Origin of the sequence: Streptomyces sp. CRCS-T-1, from assembly GCF_024442335.1 — a bacterium.
Taxonomy (GTDB): Bacteria; Actinomycetota; Actinomycetes; order Streptomycetales; family Streptomycetaceae; genus Streptomyces; species Streptomyces koelreuteriae.
Map to the genome: position 1 here is coordinate 3466870 of NZ_CP101651.1, position 24637 is coordinate 3491506.

The window sequence follows — 24637 nt, forward strand, 5'->3', positions numbered from 1 at the left end:
CCTGCTCACCCCTCGCCCTGGCCGCCCACGATCCCCCCGCCCACCGTGAACCCGATCGCCGTCCCGCCCCCCTCCCGCCGCACCGCGAACGGCGCACCCCCGTGCGCGAGAGCCACCTCGCGGACGATGGACAGGCCGAGGCCCGAGCCCGGCAGGGAACGGGCGTCGGCGGCGCGGTAGAAGCGGTCGAAGACGCGGGCGAGGTCGTGGTCGGTGATGCCGGGGCCCCGGTCGAGGACCTCGACGCGGATCGTGCCGGGCCGGGCGGGACCGGCGACGACGATCTCGATCGGGGCCGTGCCGCGCTGGTCGAACTTCACGGCGTTCTCGACGAGGTTGGACAGCGCCCGGTTCAGCATCCCGGGCCGCCCGTCGGTCGTGGTGTCGCCGCTCGCGCGAAGCGTGATCTCCCGGCCGCTGCGGCGCCGGGCCAGGCCCGCCACCTCCTCCGCGAGGTCGGCGACGTCCACCCGCCGCTGCGGCTCGGTGTCGGACTGCCCGGCCGCGAGGTCGACCAGCTCGTTGACCAGGTCGGTCAGCTCACGGGCCTCCTGGCCGAGGTCGGCGACCAGTTCCTCCCTGGTCTCCGGGGGCAGCTCGTCGATCCGGCGGAGCATCGAGATGTTCGTACGGAGTGAGGTGAGCGGTGTGCGCAGCTCATGGCCCGCGTCCTGGACCAGTCGGCGCTGGTCTTCCTCGGACTGCGCGAGCCGCCCCAGCATGCGGTCGAAGGCCCGGCCCAGCCGGCCCACCTCGTCATGGCCGGCGACCGGCACCTGGATGCCCAGCCGGCGGGTCCGGGCCACGTCCTCGGCGGCGTCGGTCAGAACGACCAGGCGCCGTGTGATGCGCCGGGCGAGCCACCAGCCGAGCAGCCCGGCGGCGATCACGACGGCCGCCATCAGCAGCAGCGTCCGCCGCTGAAGCGCCCGCAGCAGGTCCTCGACGTCGCTGAACTCCTGCGCGACCTGCACCGCGCCCCGCCCGCCGCCGAGGGAGACCGTCGCGACGCGGTAGACGTCGTCGCCCACGTCGACGTCCTTGTGCTCGGCGACCCGCCCGGACAGCGACGCGGCGGCGATCCGCACATCGGCCCCGGTCACCGGCAGTCCCGGACTGCCCCGGTCGACGACACTTCCGTCCGGGCCGAGCACCTGCACATCGGTACGGGCGGGCCGCACCAGGTCATGGCCCGGTGCGGCGGAGGAGAAGTCCTCCGGCGTCATCCGGTTCTCCCGGACCTCGTCCCGCAGGTCCTGCACGACCTCGTCGAACACCGTCTGCTGGTCCACCCGCACCAGCCGGGCCGCGGCGCTGTACGACAGGATGCCGACCAGGACCGTCACGGCCGCGGTCACCGCCGCGAACGACACCGCCAGCGTCGTACGCAGCGAGGCCAGCTTCGGCCGCCGCCCACTCAGGAGTCGGCGGAGGCGGCCCACTCAGTCCTCCCGCAGCACGTAACCCACGCCCCGCACCGTGTGGATCAGCTGCGGCCCGTCCGGATCGTCGAGCTTGCGGCGCAGATAGCCGACGTAGACGGCGAGATTCTTCGAGCCGGGGCCGAAGTCGTAGCCCCAGATACGGTCGTAGATCGTCGAGTGGTCGAGGACGATCCCCGCGTTGCGTACCAGCAGCTCCAGCAGCTCGAACTCGGTGCGGGTCAGCTCCAGCTCGCGCGCGCCCCGCCAGGCCCGGCGCGCCTGCGGGTCCATGCGGATGCCGGCGGCCTCGATGAACCGCTCGGGGAGCTGCTGCCTGGGCGCCTCGGGCACGGGCGGGCTGCCGGCAGGTGCGCTGCCGACCTGTGCGCCCCCGGCCGGTGCGCCGCCGATGGGGTCACCCACGCCCACCGGGCTGGTGCGGCGCAGCAGCGCGCGCAGCCGGGCGAAGACCTCCTCCACGTCGAAGGGCTTCACCACGTAGTCGTCGGCGCCCGCGTCCAGCCCGGCGATCCGGTCGGCGGTCTCCACGAGGGCCGTCAGTATCAGCACCGGCGTCCGGTCGCCCTCGGCGCGCAGCACCCGGCACACCTGGAGCCCGTCGATGCCGGGCATCATCACGTCCAGGACGAGCACGTCCGGGCGGTTGCGGTGGGCCTGCGCCAGTGCCTCGACACCGTCGGCGACCGCCATGACCTGGTAACCCTCCAGGGTCAGGGCGCGCTCCAGGGCGTTGCGGATGGCGCGGTCGTCTTCGGCGAGCAGCACGGTGTGGGGCACGCGTCCAGTGTGCCTGGCGACCGGCTCCCCAGGACCGGATGCGCCGCGCCGGGGCGTCCTTCTTACTCCCCTCTCACCCCCGCGCCCGAGCCAGCCGGGCCGCGTGCGTCGGCGCGTCCGGCACATCCGCCGGGCGGCCCACGGCGAACTCCTTGCGCAGCACCGGTACGACCTCCTCGCCCAGCAGATCGATCTGCTCCAGCACGGTCTTCAGCGGCAGCCCGGCGTGGTCGACCAGGAAGAGCTGGCGCTGGTAGTCACCGGCGTACTCGCGGAAGGCCAGCGTCTTCTCGATGACCTGCTGCGGGGTGCCGACGGTCAGCGGCGTCTGCGCCGTGAAGTCCTCCAGCGACGGCCCGTGCCCGTACACCGGGGCGACGTCGAAGTACGGCCGGAACTCGCGCACCGCGTCCTGCGAGTTCCGCCGCATGAACACATGCCCGCCGAGCCCGACGATCGCCTGCTCGGGCGTGCCGTGCCCGTAGTGCGCGTACCGGGCCCGGTACAGCTCGACCATGCGCTTGGTGTGGTCGGCCGGCCAGAAGATGTTGTTGTGGAAGAAGCCGTCGCCGTAGAACGCGGCCTGCTCGGCGATCTCCGGCGAGCGGATCGACCCGTGCCAGACGAACGGCGGTACACCGTCCAGCGGCCGGGGCGTCGCCGTGAAGCCCTCCAGCGGCGTACGGAACTTCCCCTCCCAGTCGACGCCCTCCTCGCGCCACAGGCGGTGCAGCAGGGCGTAGTTCTCGACGGCGAGCGGGATGCCCTGCCGGATGTCCTGCCCGAACCAGGGGTAGACCGGCGCGGTGTTCCCGCGGCCCAGCATCAGATCCACCCTGCCGTCGGCCAGGTGCTGGAGCATCGCGAAGTCCTCGGCGATCTTCACCGGGTCGCTGGTGGTGATGAGGGTGGTGGCCGTGGAGAGGACCAGCCGCTCGGTGCGGGCGGCGATGTAGCCGAGCATCGTGGTCGGGGAGGACGGCACGAAGGGCGGGTTGTGGTGCTCGCCGGTCGCGAAGACGTCGAGCCCGGCCTCCTCCGCCTTGAGGGCGATGGCGACCATGGCCTTGATCCGCTCGCGCTCGGTCGGGGTCCGGCCCGTGGTGGGGTCGGGCGTGACGTCGCCGACACTGAAGATCCCGAACTGCATGGTCGCTCACCCTCCAGGTTGTTTACCCTTCAACAGTACCCGGGGGAACGACGGCGGGCTCGGTGGCATTCCGGGAAGCGGGCGCGGGGGTATTCCAGGAGGGGTCCCGGCCGGTCCGCCCGAGCAGCCGCTCGAAGGCCGAGGCCCCCTCCGCCACCGGCACCGGCTCCCCGAACACCCCCATCTTCCTGGCCGTGGGTGCCAGCTCGTCCACCGCGCCGGACAGCTCCGCCACGACCGCCTCGTCGGCACCCGGGTACTCCTGGCCCGTCGCCCGCGCCAGGTCCCACACATGCACCGTCAGATCGAGCAGCGCCATCGAGCCGACCAGCCGCGCCGGCATGTTCATCGCGCCCGTCGTGCCGTCCTCGGCCCCCGGCGCCGACCAGGCCGCCACCAGCCGGTCCGCCTCCCGGGCGAACCGCTCACGCCACTCGGGACTCCCGGCGACGGGTTCGGGCGCCTCACCGAAGTCCGACGCCTCCTTCGCGGCCAGCCGCTGGAACTGCACGATCACCTGGAAGAGGTGATCGACCAGCGCGCGCACGTCGTACTCGGCACAGGGCGTGGGCGCGGCGAGCGCCGCGTCGGGAATGCCCCGCACCACCGGCACCGCCCGCTCCCGGGCCATGCCCAGCAGCTCACCGACGCGGTACGTCCTCACAGGGTTCATGTCCATGCTCGTGTCCATGTTCTGACCGTAGGTACGGCCACGACCGCCCATCTTGAAGAAACGCGACGTACGATCCGGCCATGGAGGCACCCCGCCACGACACCCGCGGGATCGTCGACCCGTCCGGGCTGCTGAACCGCGTGCGCTTCCGCCGCCACGAGCCCGCCGAGCCGCTGCGCCGCTACGTCGAGTGGTACTGGCTCATCGACTGGGACCTGCCCGAGCCGTACGCCTCCCACGTCGTCCCGCACCCCTCCGTCAACCTCACCTTCCAGTGGGACGAGGACGAGGGCCCGCCCTACGGCGAGGTCACCGGCGTCGCGCTCGGCCTCTACACCAGGAAGCTGACCGGTCGGGGCCGGGTCTGCGGGGCGAAGTTCCGCCCCGGCGGCTTCCGGCCGTACGCCCCCGAGGAGCCGGTCTCCCGCTGGACGGGCGTCGCCCTGCCCGCCCAGGAGGTGTTCCCGCAGGTCACCGCCGACACCGCCCGCGAGGTCGTCACCCCCTCCGACGACGCCGCCCGGGTCGCCGCCCTCGACGCCTTCCTGCTCGCCCTGCCCCGCACCCCGGACCCGCAGGCGGACCTCGCGACCGACCTCGTCGCACGCATCCGCGCGGACCGCGCCGTACGCCGCGTCGGCGACTTCGCCCACGCCCAGGGCCTGTCGGTACGGGCCCTGCAACGGCTCTTCTCCACCCACGTCGGCGTCAGCCCCAAGTGGGTCCTCCTGCGCTACCGCATCCACGAGGCCCTGGAACAGGCCGCCGGCCACGACGACATCGACTGGGCCACCCTCGCCGCCGACCTCGGCTACGCCGACCAGGCCCACCTCGTGCGGGACTTCACGGCCACGGTGGGAGTCCCTCCCACGGCGTACGCGGCGGAGGCCCGGGCCGGGCGATAGGTGCTGCAGCCGACGTACCGGCGCGGAAGCGGACGGAGGGAGCGTGCGCCGGCCCGGGAGCCGTCCCGCCCTGACGCGGAGCGCCCGGGCGAGGGCATGCGAAGCTGACGACCATGTTCGTGCTCCGCTCCGCCGCCCTCTTCGTCGTCGCCGCCCTGTTCGAGATCGGCGGCGCATGGCTGGTCTGGCAGGGCGTGCGCGAGAACCGGGGCTGGCTGTGGGCGGCCGGCGGCGTCCTCGCGCTCGGCGCGTACGGCTTCGTCGCGACGTTCCAGCCCGACGCCCACTTCGGCCGCGTGCTCGCCGCGTACGGCGGGATCTTCGTCGCCGGTTCGATCCTCTGGGGCGTGGTCGCGGACGGCTACCGCCCGGACCGCTGGGACATCGCGGGCGCGCTGATCTGCCTCGCGGGCATGGCGGTCATCATGTACGCCCCGCGAGGGGACTGACCGGCCCCGGGCGCGGGATCTCAGAACGGCTCGTCGGGCGGCAGCAACCCCAACTGCCCGAGGAAGTCCATCTCGTCGAAGTACAGCCGGTAGTCGACGATCCGCCCGTCCCGCACGGTGGCGATGTCCACCCCTCGGATCCTGATCTCCTTCTGCGTCGGCGGCAGCGTCTCACCGTTGGGCAGCTCCAGCGGCCCGGTGTTGCGCCCGCTGAAGACCCCCTCGTCGATGGCCGTGTCGCCCACCTCGTAGGAGTGCAGCGCGTGGAACGCCCCGTCGGGAACGGCCTCCGTCATCGTCCGCCAGTACTCGACGATGTCGTCACGCCCGTGCAGCTCGCCCTCGTCGGGTGTGAAGGCGACCGCGTCCTCGGCGTACAGCTCGCCGATGGCCTTCAGATCGGCGTGCGTGGTGATCGCGTCCGTGAGCCGGTCCATGACCTCACGTGCCTCGCCCATGATCCACCTCCGGTACAGCCGGAAAACCAAGGGACCACCCGCCCTCATTCTCCCACCAGGGGCCCCGCCTATCCTGGCCGGAAGCCGGAAGCCGGAAGCCGGAAGCCGGAAGCCTTGAGGCCACAGCCGACCCCGCCCACCGCACCCACGCCACTCACGCCACTCACGCCCGAGGAGCTCCCATGGCCACCGCCGCCGTACCGCCCGCAGCCTCCCGCATCGCCGTCGTCACGGGTGCGAGCAGCGGAATCGGCGCCGCCACCGCCCGGCAGCTCGCCGCGGCCGGCTACCGCGTCGTCCTCACCGCGCGCCGCAAGGACCGCATCGAGGCACTGGCGGAGGAGATCAACGCGGCGGGCCACCAGGCCACGGCCTACGCCCTGGACGTCACGGACCGCGCGGCGGTCGACGAGTTCGCCACGGCCTTCAAGACCATCGGCGTCCTGGTCAACAACGCGGGCGGCGCGCTCGGCGCCGACCCGGTCGCGACCGGCGACCCGGCGGACTGGCGTCAGATGTACGAGACGAACGTCATCGGCACGCTCCACCTCACCCAGGCCCTGCTGCCCAAGCTGGACGCGAGCGGCGACGGCACGGTCGTGGTCGTCTCCTCCACCGCGGGCCACGGCACCTACGAGGGCGGCGCGGGCTATGTCGCCGCCAAGCACGGCGCCCACGTCCTCGCCGAGACCCTGCGCCTGGAGATCGTCGGCCGCCCGGTCCGCGTCATCGAGATCGCCCCCGGCATGGTCAAGACGGACGAGTTCGCCCTGACCCGCTTCTCCGGCGACTCGGCCAAGGCCGAGAAGGTCTACGAGGGCGTGGCCGAGCCCCTCACCGCCGACGATGTCGCCGACACCATCACCTGGGCCATCACCCGCCCCAGCCACGTCAACGTGGACCTCCTGGTCCTGCGCCCCCGCGCCCAGGCCTCGAACACGAAGGTCCACCGGGAGCTGTGACACCGGCGGGGACACTCCCACGGCCCTGAAAAGCACAGGCCCCGAGCCGGGGTGGCCCTTAAGGTCACCCTTCGTGGACATCGACAGACACATACGCTTCGACGACCTGCACAACTTCCGCGACTTAGGCGGCTACACCACCGCGGACGGCCACCGCATCCGCCGGGCCCGGGTCTACCGCGCCGACTCCCTGGGCAAGCTCACCCGGGGCACGGACGACTGGACCCGCTTCCTCTCCCTAGGCATCCGCACGGTCATCGACCTCCGCTACCCCTGGGAGATCGACTCCCGGGGCCGCGTCCCGGACGACCCGAGCTTCACGTACCACAACCTCAGCATCGAGCACCGCCCCTACGACCAGGCGGCCCTCACCCCCGACATCGCCCCCGGCCCCTACCTGGCCGAGCGCTACATGGAAGTGGCGCAGGACGGCACCAAGGAAATCCGCCGGGCCCTGGAACTGATCACACAGGCGGCACGGGCCGACGAGCCTCTCGCCTTCCACTGCGCCTCGGGCAAGGACCGCACGGGCCTGATCGCGGCCCTGGTCCTGGAACTCCTCGAAGTCCCACGCCCGGCCATCGTCGAGGACTTCGCCCTCACGGACCTGGCGGCCCCCGCCCTCCTCGCCGACTGGACATCCCACAACGACGGCCGCTCCCCCACCTGGCCGTCCTACGGCCGCGCCCCCGCCGAGGTCATGCACCTGTTCCTGACAGACCTGACGACCCACTACGGCTCGACAGCCGGCTATGTGACCAACGCCCTGGACCTGGACGCGTCGGCCCTCTCGGCGACTCTCCGGGAGGGCCTGCTGGAGTGAGCCGGCGCGTCAGCCCTTCACGCAAACAACCTGCTTCAGCTTCGCCACGACCTCCACCAGGTCCCGCTGCTGGTCGATGACCTGCTCGATGGGCTTGTAGGCGCCGGGGATCTCGTCCACGACGCCGGAGTCCTTGCGGCACTCCACGCCCCGGGTCTGCTCCTCCAGGTCCTTGGTCGAGAAGCGCCGCTTGGCCGCGTTGCGGCTCATGCGCCGGCCGGCGCCGTGCGAGGCCGAGTTGAAGGACTTGTCGTTGCCGAGGCCCTTCACGATGTACGAACCCGTGCCCATGGAGCCGGGGATGATGCCGTAATCGCCGGAGCCGGCCCGGATCGCGCCCTTGCGGGTCACGAGCAGGTCCATCCCGTCGTAGCGCTCCTCGGCGACGTAGTTGTGGTGCGCGCTGATCTCCGACTCGAAGACCGGCTTGGCCTTCTTGAACTCCTTGCGGACCACGTCCTTGAGGAGCGCCATCATGATCGAGCGGTTGTACTTCGCGTACTCCTGCGCCCAGAACAGGTCGTTGCGGTACGCCGCCATCTGCGGGGTGTCCGCGACGAAGACGGCGAGGTCGCGGTCGACCAGGCCCTGGTTGTGCGGGAGCTTCTGGGCGATGCCGATGTGATGCTCGGCCAGTTCCTTGCCGATGTTCCGGGAACCGGAGTGCAGCATCAGCCAGACAGAACCGGTCGTATCAGTGCAGACTTCGACAAAGTGGTTTCCTCCGCCGAGCGTTCCCATCTGCTTCGTGGCGCGTTCCGCACGGAATTTGACCGCTTCGGCGACCCCGTCGAACCGCCCCCAGAAGTCGTCCCACCCGGCCGTACCGAACCCGTGCAGCCGCCCCGGGTCGACGGCGTCGGCATGCATCCCCCGGCCCACCGGAATGACCTGCTCGATCCGCGACCGCAGCCGCGACAGATCCCCGGGCAGGTCGTTCGCCGTCAGGGACGTCTTCACCGCGGACATCCCGCAGCCGATGTCGACCCCCACCGCCGCCGGGCACACCGCACCCTGCATCGCGATGACCGAACCGACCGTCGCGCCCTTGCCGTAGTGCACGTCGGGCATGACGGCGAGGCCCTTGATCCAGGGCAGGGTGGCGACGTTCCGGAGCTGCTGGAGCGCGCCCTCCTCGACCGAGGCGGGGTCGGCCCACATCCGGATCGGTACTTTCGCACCAGGTACCTCTACATACGACATAGCGTCCTCAATCCCCCGTAAGCGAACAGAAGTCTTCAAGAGCAAATACCGGAGCCAAGGTCTACGAAAGGGAATCCGGACCGGCGTTCACGGCAGTGCGTGCGATACACATTGTGTTCATCGGCTGCCCGGCGACGGCAAGCCAATATCCGCCCCGAGAGGAGCCACCACGTGCAACGGAAGGCGTACGTACCCGGTATCGCCGCGCTCCTCGCGGCCCTGCTGGCCGGCTGCACCGGCAGTTCGGACGACGGCGGCACGACGGACGGCTCCAACCCGGGCGACACCGGCACGGCTTCGCCCGCCGCCGAGCCGGGCCGCTACCGCACGCTTCCCGAGCCCTGCACCGCCGTCGGCGAGAGCATGCTCGACGAACTCCTGCCCGGCCTGCGGCAGATCACCGACGGCGAGCAGCGCGAGAAGGCCTACGAGGGCGAGCCGACCGTCACGTTCGACACCGACCGCAAGGTCGGCTGCCAGTGGAAGGTCGACGGCCCGCAGGCCACCGACCATCTCCTCATCGACTTCGAACGGGTCGTCTCCTACGACAACTCCGTCAGCGACGACAACCAGGCCGAGCAGCTCTTCGCGGAGCGGGAGGCCGCGGCCCACCTCCCCGAGCCGACGGCCACCGAGTCGGCGACCTCGGAGTCCCCCGCCGCGGGCAGCACCCCGGCCGGCGGCTCCTCGGCCGCCCCGAGCGACTCCCCCGGCTCGACCTCCTCCCCGTCCTCCCCGTCCTCCCCCTCCGGCTCCTCGTCGCCCTCCGCCACCCCGACCGAACTCCAGCCGCGCGTGCTGGAGGATTTCGGCGACGAGGCCTTCATCGACGACGAGCTGAGCAGCTCCGGTTCGACCGCCAAGCAGCGCACGGTGACTGTGGCGTTCCGCACGTCCAATGTCATCGTGACCATCGAGTACGTCGAACAGCCGGCCACCGTCGGCGTCGTCCCGGACAGCAAGGAATTGCAGGACAGGGCCCAGAAACTGGCCTCCCAGCTGGCCGATTCGCTGAGCGACTGAGGCCCCTTCACGCCCCCTTCACGCACACCCGCAAAGCACCCGAAGGAAGGCCACACCTCCGCCTCACCGCGTACGGTGACCACTCGGCCCCGTTCCGACCGCAGGGAACCACGAGCGTCATGAGTGAAGGAACCATGCAGCGACGAGCACAGCGAGACCAGCAGGACCAGCGAGCGAAGCGACTCAACCGCGTCCTTGTCTGCGCGGCCGCCGTCCCCGTGATGCTGGTCGCCGCCGGCTGCTCCTCGGACTCCGGCTCCGGCGACACCACGGACAAGGCCGCGAACGCGGCGGCTTCGGCGTCGGCGAGCCCGTCGCCGACCGTCGAGGCGGCGGCGTACGACAAGCTTCCGGAGTCCTGCAAGGCACTGTCGAAGAAGACGCTGAAGGACCTCGTTCCGGAGAGCAAGTCCGGCAAGGAGGGCAAGTCGGACGATATCTCCACGCGCGGCAGCTGCTCCTGGAACAGCCTCGACAACAACGGCGTGAAGGGCTCGCAGTTCCGCTGGCTGAACGTGTCGATGCTGCGCTTCGAGTCGGACGCCGCGCGCGGCTCGGGCGAGAAGCTGGCCCAGCAGTACTACGAGAAGCAGGTCCAGGACGTCCAGGCCTCCGAGGGCGCCAAGGGCGTCAAGTCGGAGCCGGTCGCCGACACCGGCGACCAGGCGACGGCCGTGCGCTACGACCTGAAGAAGAAGGAAGGCACCTTCAAGCAGCAGACGGTCGTGGCACGCGTCGAGAACGTCGTCGTCACCCTGGACTACAACGGCGCCGGCCTGGCCGGCGACAAGTCCCCGAGCGCCGACGACCTGGCGAAGGACGCCGAGAAGGCCGCGAAGGAAGCGGTCGCCGCGGTGTCCGAGGCGAACGGCGCGGGCGGCGGCAAGCCCGGCGGCGACCCGTCCAAGCCGGCGTCGAAGTCCCCGTCCAAGGAGCCCTCGAAGGAAGCCTCGAAGGGGGCCCCCAAGGACTCCTCCGCGTCGCCTTCGAAGTCGCCCGCCAAGAAGAGCTGAACACCACCGACCGGAACCGGCCACCCGTCCTCCGCACACATGTGCCACCCTGTTGCGCGCAACAGCACGCAAGGGGAGGGGAAGACGGGTGGCCGCGCCACAACTGACTCGGATGCACCGCGTTCTCATCGGCGTGGTCGTGGCCGGTGCCGTGATCATCGCCGGCATCGGCTTCGCCGGTTCGTACGCCGCGGTCCGCGAGTTGGCCCTGCAGAAGGGATTCGGGAACTTCTCCTACGTCTTCCCGATCGGCATCGACGCGGGCATCTGCGTCCTGCTGGCCCTGGACCTGCTCCTCACCTGGATCAGGATCCCGTTCCCCCTGCTCCGCCAGACGGCGTGGCTCCTGACCGCGGCGACGATCGCCTTCAACGGCGCGGCCGCCTGGCCGGATCCGCTCGGCGTCGGCATGCACGCGGTGATCCCGATCCTGTTCGTGGTCGCGGTCGAGGCGGCCCGCCACGCGATCGGCCGGATCGCCGACATCACGGCCGACAAGCACATGGAGGGCGTCCGCCTCACCCGCTGGCTGCTCTCCCCCGGCCCCACGTTCCTCCTCTGGCGCCGCATGAAGCTCTGGGAGCTGCGCTCCTACGACCAGGTCATCAAGCTGGAGCAGGAACGTCTCGTCTACCAGGCCCGCCTCCGCTCCCGGTACGGCCGCGGCTGGCGCCGCAAGGCGCCGGTGGAGTCCCTGATGCCGCTGCGGCTGGCGCGCTACGGCGTCCCGCTCGCGGAGACGGCCCCGGCGGGTCTGGCGGCGGCGGGCATAGAGCCCGCGCTGCTCCCCCCGGCCCCGAAGCAGCACCAGTCGGCGCTGGAAGCCGACCCGCAGCGAACGGCACCTCACAGCGAGCAGCGCCCACAGCTCGAGAGCAACCGAAACGCCGAGTACGTGGACGACGTACCCGAACCGGACCAGAGCCCGTGGTTCAACACCCCTCGCGAGGTCGAGTACCAGGGCGGCTACGACCCGACGTACGACACCGAGCAGTACGAGCCCTCGTATGACCCTCCGTACGAGCCCCCATATGAACCCCCGTACGAGCCCCCGGTCGAACAGGCACCCACCCCCGAAGACACCGGCAGCTTCCCCATCCCGGTGGGCCCCAACCGCACCCGGGAACTCGGCGACGGCGGCGGCCCCCCGGAACCGACCGAGGAGGACTACTACCGGGCCTTCCGCGAGTCGACGAAGGGCGGCAACGGAGCCCCCACTCCCCGTGGATTCATCGCCGATGTCGAGGCGACCTACGGCATCACCCTGGAAGAGGCCGAGTCCAAGCGCATGGTGAACCGCTTCTCCAACCGCCTCAACGCGGAGATGACGGACGAGCACATCGCATGAGAAAAGGGGCCCTGAGAACAGGGCCCCTTCCTCACACCGTCAGCTACTCCCCGAGCAGCGCCCGAACCCGCTCCTGCCCCACCGCCAGCAGCAGCGTGGGCAGCCGCGGCCCGGTGTCCCGCCCGACCAGCAGGTGGTACAGCAGCGCGAAGAAGGACCGCTGAGCCGTCTTGATCTCCGGCGGCAGCTCCTTCGGCGTCGCGTCGGCCGAGAACCCGGCCTGCACCTTCGGCACGCCGTAGACGAGATGCGTCAGCCCGTCGAGCGACCAGTGCTCGGCGAGCCCGTCGAGCAGCAGCCTCAGCGACTGCTGAGAGGCCTCGTCGAGGGACTTCAGCAGTTCCGCGTCGGCCTCGTCGCGCACGATCGTCCGCTGGTCGGCGGGCACGTGCGTGTTGATCCAGGCCTCGGCCTTGTCGTACCGCGGCCGCGCCTCGTCCAGCGAGGTCAGCGGCTGCTCCGGGTCCAGCTCGCTGAGGATGCGCAGCGCCTGGTCCTCGTGCCCGGCGGTGATGTCGGCGACGGACGCCAGCGTCCGGTACGGGAGCGGCAGGGCCGTCCGCACCAGGTCACCGGCGGCCGTACCCACCGCACGCGCGTGCGCGGCCGCGTCGGCCGGCAGGACGCTGCCGTCGGCGACCTTGGCGTCCAGCCGGTCCCACTCGTCGTACAGCCGCTGGATCTCCTGGTCGAAGGCGACCTTGAAGGACTGGTTGGGCCGGCGCCGGGCGTACAGCCAGCGCAGCAGCTGCGGCTCCATGATCTTCAGGGCGTCCGCCGGGGTCGGCACGCCGCCCCGCGAGGACGACATCTTGGCCATGCCGCTGATGCCGACGAAGGCGTACATCGGCCCGATGGGCTGCTGCCCGCCGAAGATCCCGACGATCTGCCCGCCGACCTGGAACGACGACCCGGGAGACGAGTGATCGACACCGCTCGGCTCGAAGACGACGCCCTCGTACGCCCACCGCATCGGCCAGTCGACCTTCCAGACCAGCTTGCCGCGGTTGAACTCGTTCAGCCGGACCGTCTCCGAGAAGCCGCACGCGGTGCAGGCGTACGTCAGCTCGGTGGAGTCGTCGTCGTAGGACGTGACGGTGGTGAGGTCCTTCTCGCAGTTGCCGCAGTACGGCTTGTACGGGAAGTACCCGGCCGTGCCGGAGCTGCCGTCGTCCTCACCGGCCGCGCCGGAGCCCTCGGCGGCCTCCAGCTCGGCCTCGTCGAGCGGCTTCTGCTGCTGCTTCTTGGCCGGGGCCTTCTTCGTCCGGTACTGGCCGAGGATCGCGTCGATGTCGCCGCGGTGCTTGATGGCGTGCAGGATCTGCTCGCGGTACACCCCGGAGGTGTACTGCGCGGTCTGGCTGATCCCGTCGAACTCCACACCCAGCTCGGCCAGCGACTCGACCATCGCGGCCTTGAAGTGCTCGGCCCAGTTCGGGTACGAGGAGCCCTCCGGCGCCGGGACGGAGGTCAGCGGCTTGCCGATGTGCTCGGCCCACGACTTGTCGACACCGGCGATACCCTCCGGGACCTTGCGGTACCGGTCGTAGTCGTCCCAGGAGATCAGGTGCCGCACCTGGTGGCCCCGGCGGCGGATCTCGTCGGCGACGAGATGCGGGGTCATGACCTCGCGCAGGTTCCCGAGGTGGATGGGGCCGGACGGTGAGAGTCCGGACGCGACGACGACGGGTTTGCCCGGGGCCCGACGCTCCGACTCCTCGATGACCTCATCCGCGAAACGGGAGACCCAGTCGGTGGTCTCGGTGCTCTGAGCCACGATCGGCACGTCCTTCTTTCTCCAGGGCAGCCGTACGGTCAACGGCCGGTGCCCATTCTCCCAGACGGCATCCCGCCCGGGAAAACGGCTTTACCCCCCGTGGGATACTGAGCGTGTCTATCGATTCCCACGAGGAGAACGGCATCCATCCCATGACCTCGGTCACGTCGCTCACCGATCAAGTCCAGCAGCGTCTCGCGAACGCCCTGTCGGCCACCCGGCCGGAGGCCGACGCCGACCCGCTGCTGCGACGTAGCGACCGGGCCGACTTCCAGGCCAACGGGATCCTCGCCCTCGCCAAGAAGGCCAAGTCGAACCCCCGGGAGCTGGCGACGGAGGTCGTCGGCGCCATCGTCACCGGTGATGTGATCAAGGACGTCGAGGTCTCAGGACCCGGCTTCCTCAACATCACGATCGCCGACCGGGCGATCACCGAGAACCTCGCCGCGCGGCACGCGGACGGCGAGCGCCTCGGCGTGCCGCTGAAGGAGAACGCGGGCATCACGGTCGTCGACTACGCCCAGCCGAACGTGGCGAAGGAGATGCACGTCGGCCACCTGCGGTCGGCGGTCATCGGCGACGCCCTGCGCGGCATGCTCGACTTCACCGGCGAGAAGACGATCGGCCGGCACCACATCGGCGACTGGGGCACCCAGTTCGGCATGCTCATCCAGTACCTGTTCGAGCACCCCGGCGAGCTGGCCCCCGCGGCCGACGTCGACGGCGAGCAGGCGATGAGCAACCTGAACCGGGTGTACAAGGCGTCGCGTGCGCTGTTCGACGCGGACGAGGAGTTCAAGGAGCGGGCCCGGGGGCGGGTCGTCGCCCTGCAGTCCGGCGACAAGGAGACGCTGGAGCTGTGGCAGCAGTTCGTGGACGAGTCGAAGGTCTACTTCTACTCCGTCTTCGAGAAGCTCGACATGGAGATCCGCGACGACGAGATCGTCGGCGAGTCCGCGTACAACGAGGGCATGCCCGAGACCGCCCGCCTCCTGGAGGAGATGGGCGTCGCGGAACGCTCCGAGGGCGCGCTCGTGGTCTTCTTCGACGAGATCCGCGGCAAGGACGACCAGCGTGTCCCGCTGATCGTGCAGAAGGCCGACGGCGGCTTCGGCTACGCGGCCTCCGACCTGACGGCGATCCGCAACCGGGTCCAGGACCTGCACGCCTCGTCCCTGCTGTACGTCGTGGACGTCCGCCAGTCGCTGCACTTCAAGATGGTCTTCGAGACGGCTCGCCGGGCCGGCTGGCTGAGCGACGGCGTCAGCGCGCACAACATGGGCTACGGCACGGTGCTCGGCGCGGACGGCAAGCCGTTCAAGACGCGTGAGGGCGAGACCGTACGTCTTGAGGACCTGCTGGACGAGGCCGTGCAGCGGGCCGCCGAGGTCGTCCGGGAGAAGGCGCAGGACCTCACCGAGGACGAGATCCAGGAGCGGGCCGCGCAGGTCGGCATCGGCGCCGTGAAGTACGCCGACCTGTCGACGTCGCCGAACCGGGACTACAAGTTCGACCTGGACCAGATGGTGTCGCTGAACGGCGACACGTCCGTCTACCTCCAGTACGCGTACGCCCGGATCCAGTCGATCCTGCGCAAGGCGGGCGGGGCGTCGCCGGCCGCGCACCCGGAGCTCGAACTCGCCCCGGCGGAGCGGGCGCTCGGTCTGCACCTGGACGCGTTCGGCGACACGGTCTTCGAAGCCGCCGCGGAGTACGCCCCGCACAAGCTGGCCGCGTATCTGTACCAGCTGGCGTCGCTGTACACGTCGTTCTACGACAAGTGCCCGGTCCTCAAGGCCGAGACGCCCGAGCAGATCGAGAACCGCCTGTTCCTCTGCGACATCACGGCCCGCACCCTCCACCAGGGCATGGCCCTGCTGGGCATCCGGACGCCCGAGCGGCTCTGAACCGGGTCGGGGCCGGGCCCTGACGACAGGCCGAGGGCGGCACTCCCCCGTGGAGTGCCGCCCTCGGGCGTGGTGGAGAGCCGCCGGTCAGCGGCAGTTGACCCACTCGTTGGACTTCTGGAACCAGACGGTGTCGCCGGTGCCCTTGACGCCCCGTGCGAGAACTCCGGTGTCGCCGCGGTAGTTCTTCTCCGTGTACCACTTGTAGTCACAGGACCTGCCGTGGTTGTACCAGGACTTGAAGCCCTGGAAGACCACGAAGGGGGTGAGGTCCGCGTTCTTCCCCTCGACCTTCTGCATGCGGCCGGTGTAGTTCTTGCCGGCCCAGACGCAGAACCAGCCCGACGGACAGTCCGACGCCGCCTGGGGCGAGGCCTCCGCCGCACCGGCCGTACCCGCGTTGCCGGCGAGCAGACCACCGGTCAGCGCGATCCCCCCGGCCATGACGGCGAGCTTCCTGGTCATTCGCATGTGCTGTTCCCCCTTCGTGGACGGGCCGACCGCACCGGCCGGCTCGACAACGAGACTGCGGGCCGGGAGCCCCGCTCCACCACATCCGCCCCGGAAGTGACGCCCGCACGGGACGTCCCACCCTCTGACCTGCCCGGACACCACCCGCCGGGACGGTACGGCGGGACACTCGCGGTGGGCGTGGCCGAATCGGTGGGGGGCGGCAGGGGGATCGGAACCGATGTATGGGGCTCCGCGTGGATGCTGATGCAGAATGCGGCGGTAAGGGGACCGCTGACCACGGTCCGCGAACGCGAATGGGGGGAACATGTCGCGTTGGAAAGGGCTGCCCGAAGAACTCGACCCGCGTGTGCGGCAGTTGGTGGTGCGATTACGCCGGGCCAAGGACCACAGCGGACTGAGCCTGCGCCGGCTCGCGGCGAGGACGGGCTACAGCACATCGTCGTGGGAGCGCTATCTGTCCGGCCGGTCGCTCCCGCCCAGGGACGCCGTCGAGGCGATGGCCCGGCTCGACGGTGACGATCCGGCCCGGCTGCTCGCGCTGCACGAGGTCGCCGCCGAGGCATGGGGCACGGCGTCCGAGCACCGCGGACCGCCGGCCGGGCCCGGCACCGGCCCGCCGCCCCGCCCGCACGGCCGGGCGCTGCGCATCACCCTCATCGCCGGGTCGGTGGCCCTGGTGCTGGCCGTCGCCACCGTGGTCCTGCTCGCCGTACGGCTCACGGACGGCGCGGGCAAGGCGGCCGTGACCCCGCTCACGGCGTCCGCGGCCACGCAGGTCCCAGGGTCGCCCAAGCGGTCGGAGCGCCCCACCTACACCTGCGTCGCGGAGCGGATCGACGGCCGCTGGTACACGGGCAACAGCCGCACCCTGAAGGCCGTCCTGGCGAAGGGCCACGCCGGACCGGAGGTGGCGGAGGCGCAGTGTCTGCTGCATCAGGCGGGCTTCTCACCGGGAGCCGTGGACGGCATCTTCGGCCCGCACACGCAACGCGCGGTCAAGGAGTTGCAGAAGCACTCCGGACTGGTCGTGGACGGCATCATCGGCCCGCACACCTGGAAGGCCCTGCGGCGATGACACGGGCCCCGCAGCCCTCCGCACTGCCGCCGGAACGCACCCGACTGGCCTCCGCTCTACGGGAGTTGCGCACCGGCACGGGACTGAGCCTGGCGGCCCTCGCGGCGAAGACCACGTTCAGCAAGTCGTCCTGGGAGCGCTACCTCAACGGCAAGACGCTCCCGCCCGGCCAGGCGGTGCGGGAGCTGTGCCGTCTGGCCGGCGAGCCGGAGGGCCGCTGTCTGGCGCTGTGGGAACTCGCGGAGTCGGAATGGAGCGGCCGGGCGGCGGCGCGGCCCACGGACGCGCCTGGGCCCGCGGACCCCCCGGGCCCGGACGCCGGGCATCCCGTCGGCGGCAGGGGCACGGTCATGGCGGTCCTCGCCTCGGTCTGCGCGCTGGCGGCCGGCGGCCTCTCCATCGCCCTGGTCCTCGTCGCGGGCCACACCGGCGACAGCCGCCCCTCCGCACCGCCGTCCTTCGCCCCGGCACCCCGCTGCCAGGGAGCCACCTGCGAGGGCCAGGACCCGATGCCCATGAAGTGCGGCACCCACCCGCTCACCCTCGCCACGCACCGCACGTCCACGGGAGCCCACCTCGAACTGCGCTACAGCACGGAGTGCGGGGCGAGTTGGGCGAGGATGTGGAGCACCCGCATCGGCGACCGCCTGGAGATGGACCCGGGCGGCGAAGACACGGGCCGCCCGCACACCGCCCGGATCACGGACGGCGTCGCCGCGCAGTCCTACGTCTACACCCCGATGACCGAGGCGACCCCCGGCGCGACGGTCCGGGCCTGCTTCCACCCGGTGACGGGAGGCAGCCGCGAATGCTTCGAGGCCCGCGTCTGACGGATCACCGCCCTCCTCCCCCGTTATCCCCCGTATCCCCTGGTCCCCGGCCTCACCGCTGAGCCGTGCTGCTCGCACCGTCCAGTGCCTCCCGGATGATGTCCGCGTGCCCGGCGTGCTGGGCCGTCTCCTGGATCAGATGCAGCAGGATCCGGCGCGCCGACCAGTACTCGCGCTCCGGCGGCGACCAGGGAGTCATCGGCAGGGGCACGCGATGGTCCAGGTCCGGCAGCCCGGCCAGGGCCTCGTCGGTCGCCCGCGCGGCCGCGGTGTACGCCGCCAGCAGCCCGTCGAGCGTGTCGCCCTCGGCCATGCGGTACTGCCCCATGTCGAGCATGCCGTCCGGCAGTTCACCGTCGCTTTTGACCATGATCCGCGTCCACGCCGCCTCCCCTTGAGCGAGATGCTTCACGATCCCGCCCAGGGTCAGCTCACTCACGGTCGTACGCCGGGCGGCTTGCTCGTCGTCGAGTCCGCGCACGGTGATCAGCAGCAGTTCCCGCTGCTCGGCGAGCGCGTACGACAGGTCGGTCTTCTCCGAGGAAGTCGTCATGGAAGGACCGTAGGGAGCAATTAGGTCAGCTCGCGTCCGCTGATGTTCGCTTGTCAGTGGTCGGATTTACAGTCACCTCCATGGCGACACTTCCGAACCCGCTCCCGACCCTGGCGGCAGACCCGAGCGGCCGCGCGCTGGGGCTTGAACTCCCCGCCGGGACCCTGCTCGACACCACCGACGAGGGCCCCTGGCACGAACCGTTGCTGTGGTGCGCGCAGGACCGGGCCGTGCCGGGCGGCTGGACGGCGCTGGAGCCGACGCGTCGGGTCGGGCTGCTGCCGGTCGTCCTCGACGTGGGGGACGGGCACGGCGGGCCGGACGGCTGGGAGTTGATGCCCGGCGAGGTGTCCTACCCCGGGGATCACGACGCCGAGGAGGTGCTGGCGGAGTACTGGGAGGAGTGCGCGGCGGAGGGCGACACATGGCCCGGGCCGGCCGCCCCCGCCACTCAGGACCCGGCCCCGGACGCGGACCCGGACATGGCCCCGGACCCGGACGCGGTCGCCGCGGCCGTCGCGGACTCGCTGCTAGAAGCCGGCGGTCCGCTCAAGGACCCCCGTCTCGCCCTGGTCCCGGCCCGCCGCAGCGCCGACATCCCGACGGCGATCGGCTGGACGGGCCCGGCGCACCACGAGGGCGACACGGCCCGGATCAGCGCGGTGCTGCGCTCCTGGGAGGACCGCTTCGGCATACGGGTCGTGGCCCTCGGCTTCGACCATCTGCTGCTGTCGGTCGCCGCCCCGCCCACCACCCTCGCGGAGGCGGAGGCCGTCGCCGCCGAGCACTTCGCGTTCTGCCCGGACAACATCCGGCAGAGCGCCGACCCCACCCTGCGGTCATACGCCGAGCGCCAGGTCAGGGATCAGCCGACCTGGCCCTTCTGGTGGGACTGAACCCCCAGGGACGCTGATGGCTCAGCCCTTGGCCCCGATCCCCGCATAGACGTTGATGTCCGCGTCCGTCACGTCGTTGATGTCGCGGTAGCGGACCCTCTCGATGTCGTCGAGGCCCGCGAGGAAGGACTCCTCCGGCTGCTCGGGGACGGGGGCCGCGTGGTCGGGCCGCCAGCGGTGCGCGGGGACGACGCCGGGGTCGGCGATCTCCAGGAAGTTCTCCGTGAAGAACCGCTCGACATCCGCCCGGGTCCGCAGCACGAAGGTGAACCCCCGCTCGGTGTACGTCCGCTGGACCGCGCGGATCTTCTCGGGGTTGAGGTCCTCGGTGAGATGGCTGAGCACCAGCCGGCTGCCGACGGGCAGCGCGTCGAGCAGCTCGCGCACCAGCGGATACGCCTCGCCGTCCTCGACGAAGTGCAGGATCGCGACCAGGCACAGCGCGACGGGCTGGTCGAAGTCCAGTGTCTTGGCGGCCTGTTCGAGGATCCGGGCCGGGTCCCGCAGATCGGCGTCGATGTAGTCCGTACGCCCCTCGGGCCCGCTGGTGAGCAGGGCCCGCGCGTGCGCGAGCACGACCGGGTCGTTGTCGACGTACACGACCCGCGACTCGGGGGCGACGCGCTGTGCGATCTGGTGCACGTTCTCGGCCGTCGGCAGCCCCGTGCCGATGTCGAGGAACTGCCGGATGCCGTCCTGCTCCACCAGCGTGGTCACCGCACGGCGCAGGAAGTCCCGGTTGTGCCGGACGTCGAGATACCCGCGCGGATTGGCGGCGAGCCCGGCGGCGGCCGCCTCCCGGTCGGCCGGGTAGTGGTCCTTGCCCCCGAGGAAGACGTCGTAGACCCGCGCCGGGTGCGCCTTGCTGCTGTCGATCCTCCTCCGCAGCTCGGCGGGATCCTGGCTGAGCGCGTCACCGGGCATGGACGTCTCCCTGAAGAGTAGGTGGTTCAATCAGCAACCACTTCGACGGTCAACAACCTAACGCCTCAAGTGATTTGATGGTGCCCGTGCGGACCAGCGAGCGAGCGACGACGACCCTGTGGCGTCCCACCGGGCCCAAGGAACTGGACCTGGTGCGGGAGCTCGACTGGCGCGCCTGGCCGCCCCGGCTCCCCGAGCAGCCGATCTTCTACCCGGTCCTCAACGAGGACTACGCCGTCAGGATCGCCCGCGACTGGAACGTCAAGCATGACGGTGCCGGCTACGTCACCCGGTTCGAGGTCGACTCCGGCTTCCTGAGCCGCTACCCGGTCCAGCAGGCGGGCGGCGAGACGATCCTCGAACTCTGGGTACCGGCCGAGGAACTCGACGAGTTCAACGCCCACATCGTCGGAGAGATCGAGCTGGTCCACGAGTTCCACTGAGAGCCGGCCGGCCGGTCACTCGGTGGTCCCTGCCTCGACCCACTTCTCACCGCCCAGCGGGAACTCGTACGCCGGACGCCCGTTGTTCCCGCTCGTGCGGAAGGGCCGGCCCTTGTCGTCCACCGTCAGCGTGCCGCTCCGGCTGCCGCTGGACCAGCGCAGCTCCAGATACCAGCTGACGTCGTACGCGGAGGCGTCGGCCCGGATGTAGTAGACCTCCGGGTCGGACTGGCTCACCGAGAACGGGAAGTCGTCATGGCCCGCCTCGGGGACGACGGAGGGACGCGCGGCGTCCAGGGCGACCGTGAAGAAGCGCGTCGGGACGCCACCGCCGCAGCCGACGCCCGGATAGCCCATGGCGTAGTCGTTCCAGGCGAGCGGCGTCCGCTTGCCCGCCATACGGACCGTCAGCCCGTCGACGACCACCGTCTCCTTGCCCGTGCCCTGCACGGTGAGCTTCAGAAACTGCTGCCCCGACGGAACGGCCCCGTTCGCCGCCACCCAGGCCGGCGCGTCCTGCTCCAGCGGCGGCGGCCCGACCTGACTCGGCGGCCGGTTCACCAAGTAGCGCTGGGAACAAGGATCTTCCCAGGCGTGCGGGGTGGTGTTCACCGTGAGGGGGACAGGGCCGGAGGCCGGGGCGCCGGTACGGCCGGGCCGTCCGCCGGTGCCGCCGGCGGCGGGGGCGCGCGGGGCAGGGGTCGCGGAGGCGGACTCCTTCCCCTCGCCCTTGCTCTTGCCCTTCTCCTTGTCCTTGTCCTTGCCGCTGTCGGTGGAGGCACGGCCCGAGGGCGACGCCGAGGCGTCCGACCCGCCGTCCGGCGTCCGGCGTTCGTCGGACACGGCAGCCGCACCCCGACGCCCGTCGCCGTCCGCCCCACCGGAGGGCACGGCCACGGCGAGCCCGACCCCGCCCAGGACGACGGCCGCGGCGATACCGGCGAGGAGGGCGGGCCGAGGACGCCGTGACCGGGGCGCCTCCGAAGCCGGCGCATCATCGACCGAGGCCGGAGGCTCGGGACCCGAAGCGGGAGCCTCGGCAACCGGAGCCGAAGCCGGAGCCGGAACCTCGGCACCCGGAGCCGGAGCCACTGCCGCCGGTCCTGCCACCCCGGTCTCGGCCGAGCCCCCACCCCCCTTCCGCCCTCGCCCGGCATCGGCCAGCACCCACCGCCGATGCAGCTCGACGAGTTCCCCGGGCGACGCCTTGCACAGCCGGGCGAGCCTCTCCACCGGCGCGTAGTCGGCGGGCACGGCGTCCCCGTTGCAGTACCGGTGCAGCGTCGACGTACTCATGTGGAGCCGCTTGGCGAGCACCCCGTAGCTCAGCCCGGAGCGCTCCTTCAACTCCCCCAGCAGCGCGGCGAACTCCGCCGCGGCCGTGCCTTCCGACACCCTTCCTCCATCCCCCATGTCCCGTTCACCCGTTCCAGGGCAGGGACGTTTCCCCAGGTCACAGCATGTACGGGCGTTCCAGCGTCCCTGATGGTCCGCCGGGTGTGGCGGCCGGGACGGATCACCGCACAAGCTCTGGCCATCCAAGCAGCCGCTCCCGGCCGACCGGTCGGCGGCTCGCTCGGGCCTTCTCGCCAACCGCCTTTGTCCGAAAGGGAACCCACTCATGCGCAAGTACCACGCCCTCCCCGTAGCCCTCCTGGCCGCGCTCGCCCTCACGGCGTGCGAGGACGGCACGGGCACTCAGGACGAGGGCGCGGCCAAGCCCCGGGTGACGTCATCGACGACGGCGGCCACCGCGCCCCAGCAGACGTCCACCGACACGAAGGGCACGCAGTCCGGGACGACCGGCAAGACGAACGGCGGGAACTCCGGGGCGGCCAAGCCCACCGACCCCGCCGACCCGGCCAACCGCGTCTCCTGCAACGGCACCAACACCACGGTCACGGCCCAGCCGGTCCGCCGACCCGTCAACCACATGCTGATCACGGTCAAGAACACCGGCTCGAAGTACTGCGACCTCACCTACTACCCGGTGCTGCGCTTCGACGAGATGCAGTGGGCCCCGCGGCCGATCGAGGACTCCAAGCCGCAGGCGGTCACGACCCTGGCCCCCGGCGAGTCCGGCTACTCGGGCGTGACGCTGTCGGCGGCCGACGGCAGCGGCGACGGCGGCACCACCGGCCGCAAGCTCGAGGTCGGCTTCCAGGGCCGCACGCCGAACAGCAACGGCGGCCCCTCCGCACTCCCGACCCTCCCGGCCAAGGGCATGTACTACGACAGCTCGCTGACGGCCACGTACTGGCTGCGGGACATGGACGAGGCCCTGACCTACTGAGCCTGACCGAGCCCTACTGCTCCTTGAGCTTCTGGGCCACCTCGGTGGCCCAGTAGGTGAGGATGTTGCGCGCACCGGCCCGCCGGATGCCGGTCAGGGACTCCATGATCGCCCGGTCCCGGTCGATCCAGCCCTTCTCGGCGGCGGCCTCGATCATCGAGTACTCGCCGGAGATCTGATACGCGGCGACGGGCACGTCCGAGGCGTCCGCGACCCGGGCGAGGATGTCCAGGTAGGGCCCGGCCGGCTTGACCATCACCATGTCGGCGCCCTCTTCGAGATCGAGGGCCAGCTCCCGCAGGGAGTCACGCACATTGGCGGGGTCCTGCTGATAGGTCTTCCGGTCCCCCTGCAGGGACGAGCCGACGGCCTCCCGGAACGGCCCGTAGAACGCGGAGGCGTACTTGACGGTGTAGGCGAGGATGGCGACATCCTCCCGCCCGATCTGGTCCAGGGCGTCACGGATGACCCCGACCTGCCCGTCCATCATCCCGCTGGGCCCGACCACATGGGCCCCGGCATCGGCCTGCACCTGGGCCATCTCGGCGTACCGCTCCAGGGTCGCGTCGTTGTCGACCCGCCCCTCGGAGTCCAGCACTCCGCAGTGCCCGTGGTCGGTGGTCTCGTCGAGGCACAGGTCGGACATGACGAGCAGGTCGTCGCCGACCTCGGCCCGCACGTCCCGGAGGGCGACCTGCAGAATCCCGTCCGGGTCGGTGCCCGGCGTCCCGAGACCGTCCTTCTTCGACTCCTCCGGCACGCCGAACAGCATGATCCCGGAGACCCCCGCCGCGACCGCCTCGGCGGCGGCCTTCTTCAGACTGTCCCGCGTGTGCTGCACGACCCCGGGCATGGCCCCGATCGGCACCGGCTCACTGACGCCCTCGCGCACAAAGGCCGGAAGAATCAAATCAGCGGGGTGCAACCTGGTCTCGGCCACCATCCGACGCATGACGGGGCTACTCCGCAAACGCCGCGGCCGAGTACCAGGAAAAGAACCGTACGTCGTCATGCCACCTACGCTACGCCCGCCCAAAACGCCCCGATGCCGACGGGATGTCGGAGCGAAGCCGCTTAGCTGCGGGCAATCGTGCCGCTAAGGGCGGCACGGGTGGGCGCAGCGGCACCCCGCTCCGCCGGGCTGCGCACCCACCCGCCCTAAGCCCCCACGCCGAGCACCCCAGAAGCCCCCCAAGTGCGCCCACCACCCCCCAGGTCCATCCTGAAACCAAGGAA

At 71.1% G+C, this 24637-nt stretch carries 25 protein-coding genes; 13 read left to right on the top strand and 12 right to left on the bottom strand.

The window, feature by feature from the left end:
• Window positions 1-5: 5 nt before the first annotated feature.
• The 4 genes from NNW99_RS15450 to NNW99_RS15465 all read right to left on the bottom strand — a co-directional run bounded on the left by NNW99_RS15450 (window position 6) and on the right by NNW99_RS15465 (window position 4063).
• A complete protein-coding gene (locus NNW99_RS15450; RefSeq protein ID WP_215119733.1) occupies window positions 6-1442 on the bottom strand; it encodes a HAMP domain-containing sensor histidine kinase in 1437 nt (478 codons plus the stop codon).
• Complete coding sequence (locus NNW99_RS15455; RefSeq protein WP_215119734.1) at window positions 1443-2222, bottom strand: response regulator transcription factor; 780 nt, start codon at window positions 2220-2222, stop codon at window positions 1443-1445.
• 73 nt (window positions 2223-2295) lie between these two features.
• On the bottom strand, window positions 2296-3372 hold the full coding sequence (locus NNW99_RS15460; RefSeq protein WP_215119735.1) for an LLM class flavin-dependent oxidoreductase: 1077 nt from the start codon (window positions 3370-3372) through the stop codon (window positions 2296-2298).
• A gap of 22 nt (window positions 3373-3394) precedes the next feature.
• Complete coding sequence (locus NNW99_RS15465; protein ID WP_251057811.1) at window positions 3395-4063, bottom strand: TIGR03086 family metal-binding protein; 669 nt, start codon at window positions 4061-4063, stop codon at window positions 3395-3397.
• Window positions 4064-4125: 62 nt separating this feature from the next.
• Between NNW99_RS15465 and NNW99_RS15470 the strand changes: the two genes are divergently transcribed.
• Window positions 4126-4950 (top strand): helix-turn-helix domain-containing protein, encoded by an 825-nt coding sequence (locus NNW99_RS15470; RefSeq protein ID WP_215119736.1) that lies wholly within the window; start codon window positions 4126-4128, stop codon window positions 4948-4950.
• Window positions 4951-5063: 113 nt separating this feature from the next.
• Complete coding sequence (locus NNW99_RS15475; RefSeq protein ID WP_215119737.1) at window positions 5064-5399, top strand: YnfA family protein; 336 nt, start codon at window positions 5064-5066, stop codon at window positions 5397-5399.
• Between the two features lie 20 nt (window positions 5400-5419).
• Here NNW99_RS15475 and NNW99_RS15480 read toward each other — a convergent pair whose 3' ends face one another.
• Window positions 5420-5857: an ester cyclase gene (locus NNW99_RS15480; RefSeq protein WP_215119738.1), complete on the bottom strand. Its 438-nt coding sequence runs from the start codon at window positions 5855-5857 to the stop codon at window positions 5420-5422.
• 182 nt (window positions 5858-6039) lie between these two features.
• On the opposite strand from NNW99_RS15480, the gene NNW99_RS15485 reads away from it, so the two are divergent.
• Together NNW99_RS15485 and NNW99_RS15490 are read left to right on the top strand one after the other, a co-directional pair.
• Window positions 6040-6819 (top strand): SDR family NAD(P)-dependent oxidoreductase, encoded by a 780-nt coding sequence (locus NNW99_RS15485; RefSeq protein ID WP_215119739.1) that lies wholly within the window; start codon window positions 6040-6042, stop codon window positions 6817-6819.
• Window positions 6820-6892: 73 nt separating this feature from the next.
• Window positions 6893-7642: a tyrosine-protein phosphatase gene (locus tag NNW99_RS15490; RefSeq protein ID WP_321170414.1), complete on the top strand. Its 750-nt coding sequence runs from the start codon at window positions 6893-6895 to the stop codon at window positions 7640-7642.
• Between the two features lie 9 nt (window positions 7643-7651).
• On the opposite strand, the gene NNW99_RS15495 is transcribed toward NNW99_RS15490, so the two are convergent.
• On the bottom strand, window positions 7652-8845 hold the full coding sequence (locus NNW99_RS15495; RefSeq protein WP_215119740.1) for an RtcB family protein: 1194 nt from the start codon (window positions 8843-8845) through the stop codon (window positions 7652-7654).
• 171 nt (window positions 8846-9016) lie between these two features.
• On the opposite strand from NNW99_RS15495, the gene NNW99_RS15500 reads away from it, so the two are divergent.
• The 3 genes from NNW99_RS15500 (at window position 9017) to NNW99_RS15510 (ending at window position 12229) form a co-directional block, all read left to right on the top strand.
• On the top strand, window positions 9017-9868 hold the full coding sequence (locus NNW99_RS15500) for a DUF3558 domain-containing protein (protein WP_215119741.1): 852 nt from the start codon (window positions 9017-9019) through the stop codon (window positions 9866-9868).
• 134 nt (window positions 9869-10002) lie between these two features.
• A complete protein-coding gene (locus NNW99_RS15505) occupies window positions 10003-10881 on the top strand; it encodes a DUF3558 family protein (protein ID WP_251057812.1) in 879 nt (292 codons plus the stop codon).
• A gap of 112 nt (window positions 10882-10993) precedes the next feature.
• Window positions 10994-12229: a DUF2637 domain-containing protein gene (locus tag NNW99_RS15510; protein WP_215119743.1), complete on the top strand. Its 1236-nt coding sequence runs from the start codon at window positions 10994-10996 to the stop codon at window positions 12227-12229.
• Between the two features lie 43 nt (window positions 12230-12272).
• On the opposite strand, the gene lysS is transcribed toward NNW99_RS15510, so the two are convergent.
• The gene (lysS, locus tag NNW99_RS15515) at window positions 12273-14015 is read right to left on the bottom strand and encodes a lysine--tRNA ligase (RefSeq protein WP_215119744.1); all 1743 of its coding nucleotides are present in this window, start codon (window positions 14013-14015) and stop codon (window positions 12273-12275) included.
• Window positions 14016-14158: 143 nt separating this feature from the next.
• On the opposite strand from lysS, the gene argS reads away from it, so the two are divergent.
• A complete protein-coding gene (gene argS / locus NNW99_RS15520; protein WP_215124298.1) occupies window positions 14159-15913 on the top strand; it encodes an arginine--tRNA ligase in 1755 nt (584 codons plus the stop codon).
• Between the two features lie 87 nt (window positions 15914-16000).
• On the opposite strand, the gene NNW99_RS15525 is transcribed toward argS, so the two are convergent.
• A complete protein-coding gene (locus NNW99_RS15525; protein WP_215119745.1) occupies window positions 16001-16384 on the bottom strand; it encodes a peptidase inhibitor family I36 protein in 384 nt (127 codons plus the stop codon).
• Window positions 16385-16691: 307 nt separating this feature from the next.
• On the opposite strand from NNW99_RS15525, the gene NNW99_RS15530 reads away from it, so the two are divergent.
• Window positions 16692-17462: a peptidoglycan-binding protein gene (locus NNW99_RS15530; RefSeq protein ID WP_215119746.1), complete on the top strand. Its 771-nt coding sequence runs from the start codon at window positions 16692-16694 to the stop codon at window positions 17460-17462.
• On the top strand, window positions 17459-18292 hold the full coding sequence (locus NNW99_RS15535; protein ID WP_215119747.1) for an XRE family transcriptional regulator: 834 nt from the start codon (window positions 17459-17461) through the stop codon (window positions 18290-18292). The genes NNW99_RS15530 and NNW99_RS15535 overlap by 4 nt, the downstream gene beginning before the upstream one ends.
• 52 nt (window positions 18293-18344) lie before the next feature.
• Here NNW99_RS15535 and NNW99_RS15540 read toward each other — a convergent pair whose 3' ends face one another.
• Complete coding sequence (locus tag NNW99_RS15540) at window positions 18345-18845, bottom strand: DinB family protein (RefSeq protein WP_215119748.1); 501 nt, start codon at window positions 18843-18845, stop codon at window positions 18345-18347.
• Window positions 18846-18925: 80 nt separating this feature from the next.
• Between NNW99_RS15540 and NNW99_RS15545 the strand changes: the two genes are divergently transcribed.
• Window positions 18926-19741, top strand: a complete 816-nt coding sequence (locus NNW99_RS15545) for a DUF4253 domain-containing protein (protein WP_215119749.1) — start codon at window positions 18926-18928, stop codon at window positions 19739-19741.
• A gap of 21 nt (window positions 19742-19762) precedes the next feature.
• Here the strand turns inward: NNW99_RS15545 and NNW99_RS15550 are convergent, their stop codons facing one another.
• Complete coding sequence (locus tag NNW99_RS15550) at window positions 19763-20665, bottom strand: SAM-dependent methyltransferase (protein WP_215119750.1); 903 nt, start codon at window positions 20663-20665, stop codon at window positions 19763-19765.
• 77 nt (window positions 20666-20742) lie between these two features.
• On the opposite strand from NNW99_RS15550, the gene NNW99_RS15555 reads away from it, so the two are divergent.
• Entirely contained in the window at window positions 20743-21108 is a 366-nt protein-coding gene (locus tag NNW99_RS15555; RefSeq protein WP_215119751.1) for a hypothetical protein, read from the top strand.
• 15 nt (window positions 21109-21123) lie between these two features.
• On the opposite strand, the gene NNW99_RS15560 is transcribed toward NNW99_RS15555, so the two are convergent.
• The gene (locus NNW99_RS15560) at window positions 21124-22503 is read right to left on the bottom strand and encodes a helix-turn-helix transcriptional regulator (RefSeq protein WP_251057813.1); all 1380 of its coding nucleotides are present in this window, start codon (window positions 22501-22503) and stop codon (window positions 21124-21126) included.
• 226 nt (window positions 22504-22729) lie between these two features.
• On the opposite strand from NNW99_RS15560, the gene NNW99_RS15565 reads away from it, so the two are divergent.
• A complete protein-coding gene (locus tag NNW99_RS15565) occupies window positions 22730-23401 on the top strand; it encodes a DUF4232 domain-containing protein (RefSeq protein WP_215119753.1) in 672 nt (223 codons plus the stop codon).
• A 13-nt stretch (window positions 23402-23414) separates the two neighbouring features.
• Here NNW99_RS15565 and hemB read toward each other — a convergent pair whose 3' ends face one another.
• Window positions 23415-24413, bottom strand: a complete 999-nt coding sequence (gene hemB / locus NNW99_RS15570) for a porphobilinogen synthase (protein ID WP_215119754.1) — start codon at window positions 24411-24413, stop codon at window positions 23415-23417.
• Window positions 24414-24637 lie beyond the last annotated feature (224 nt).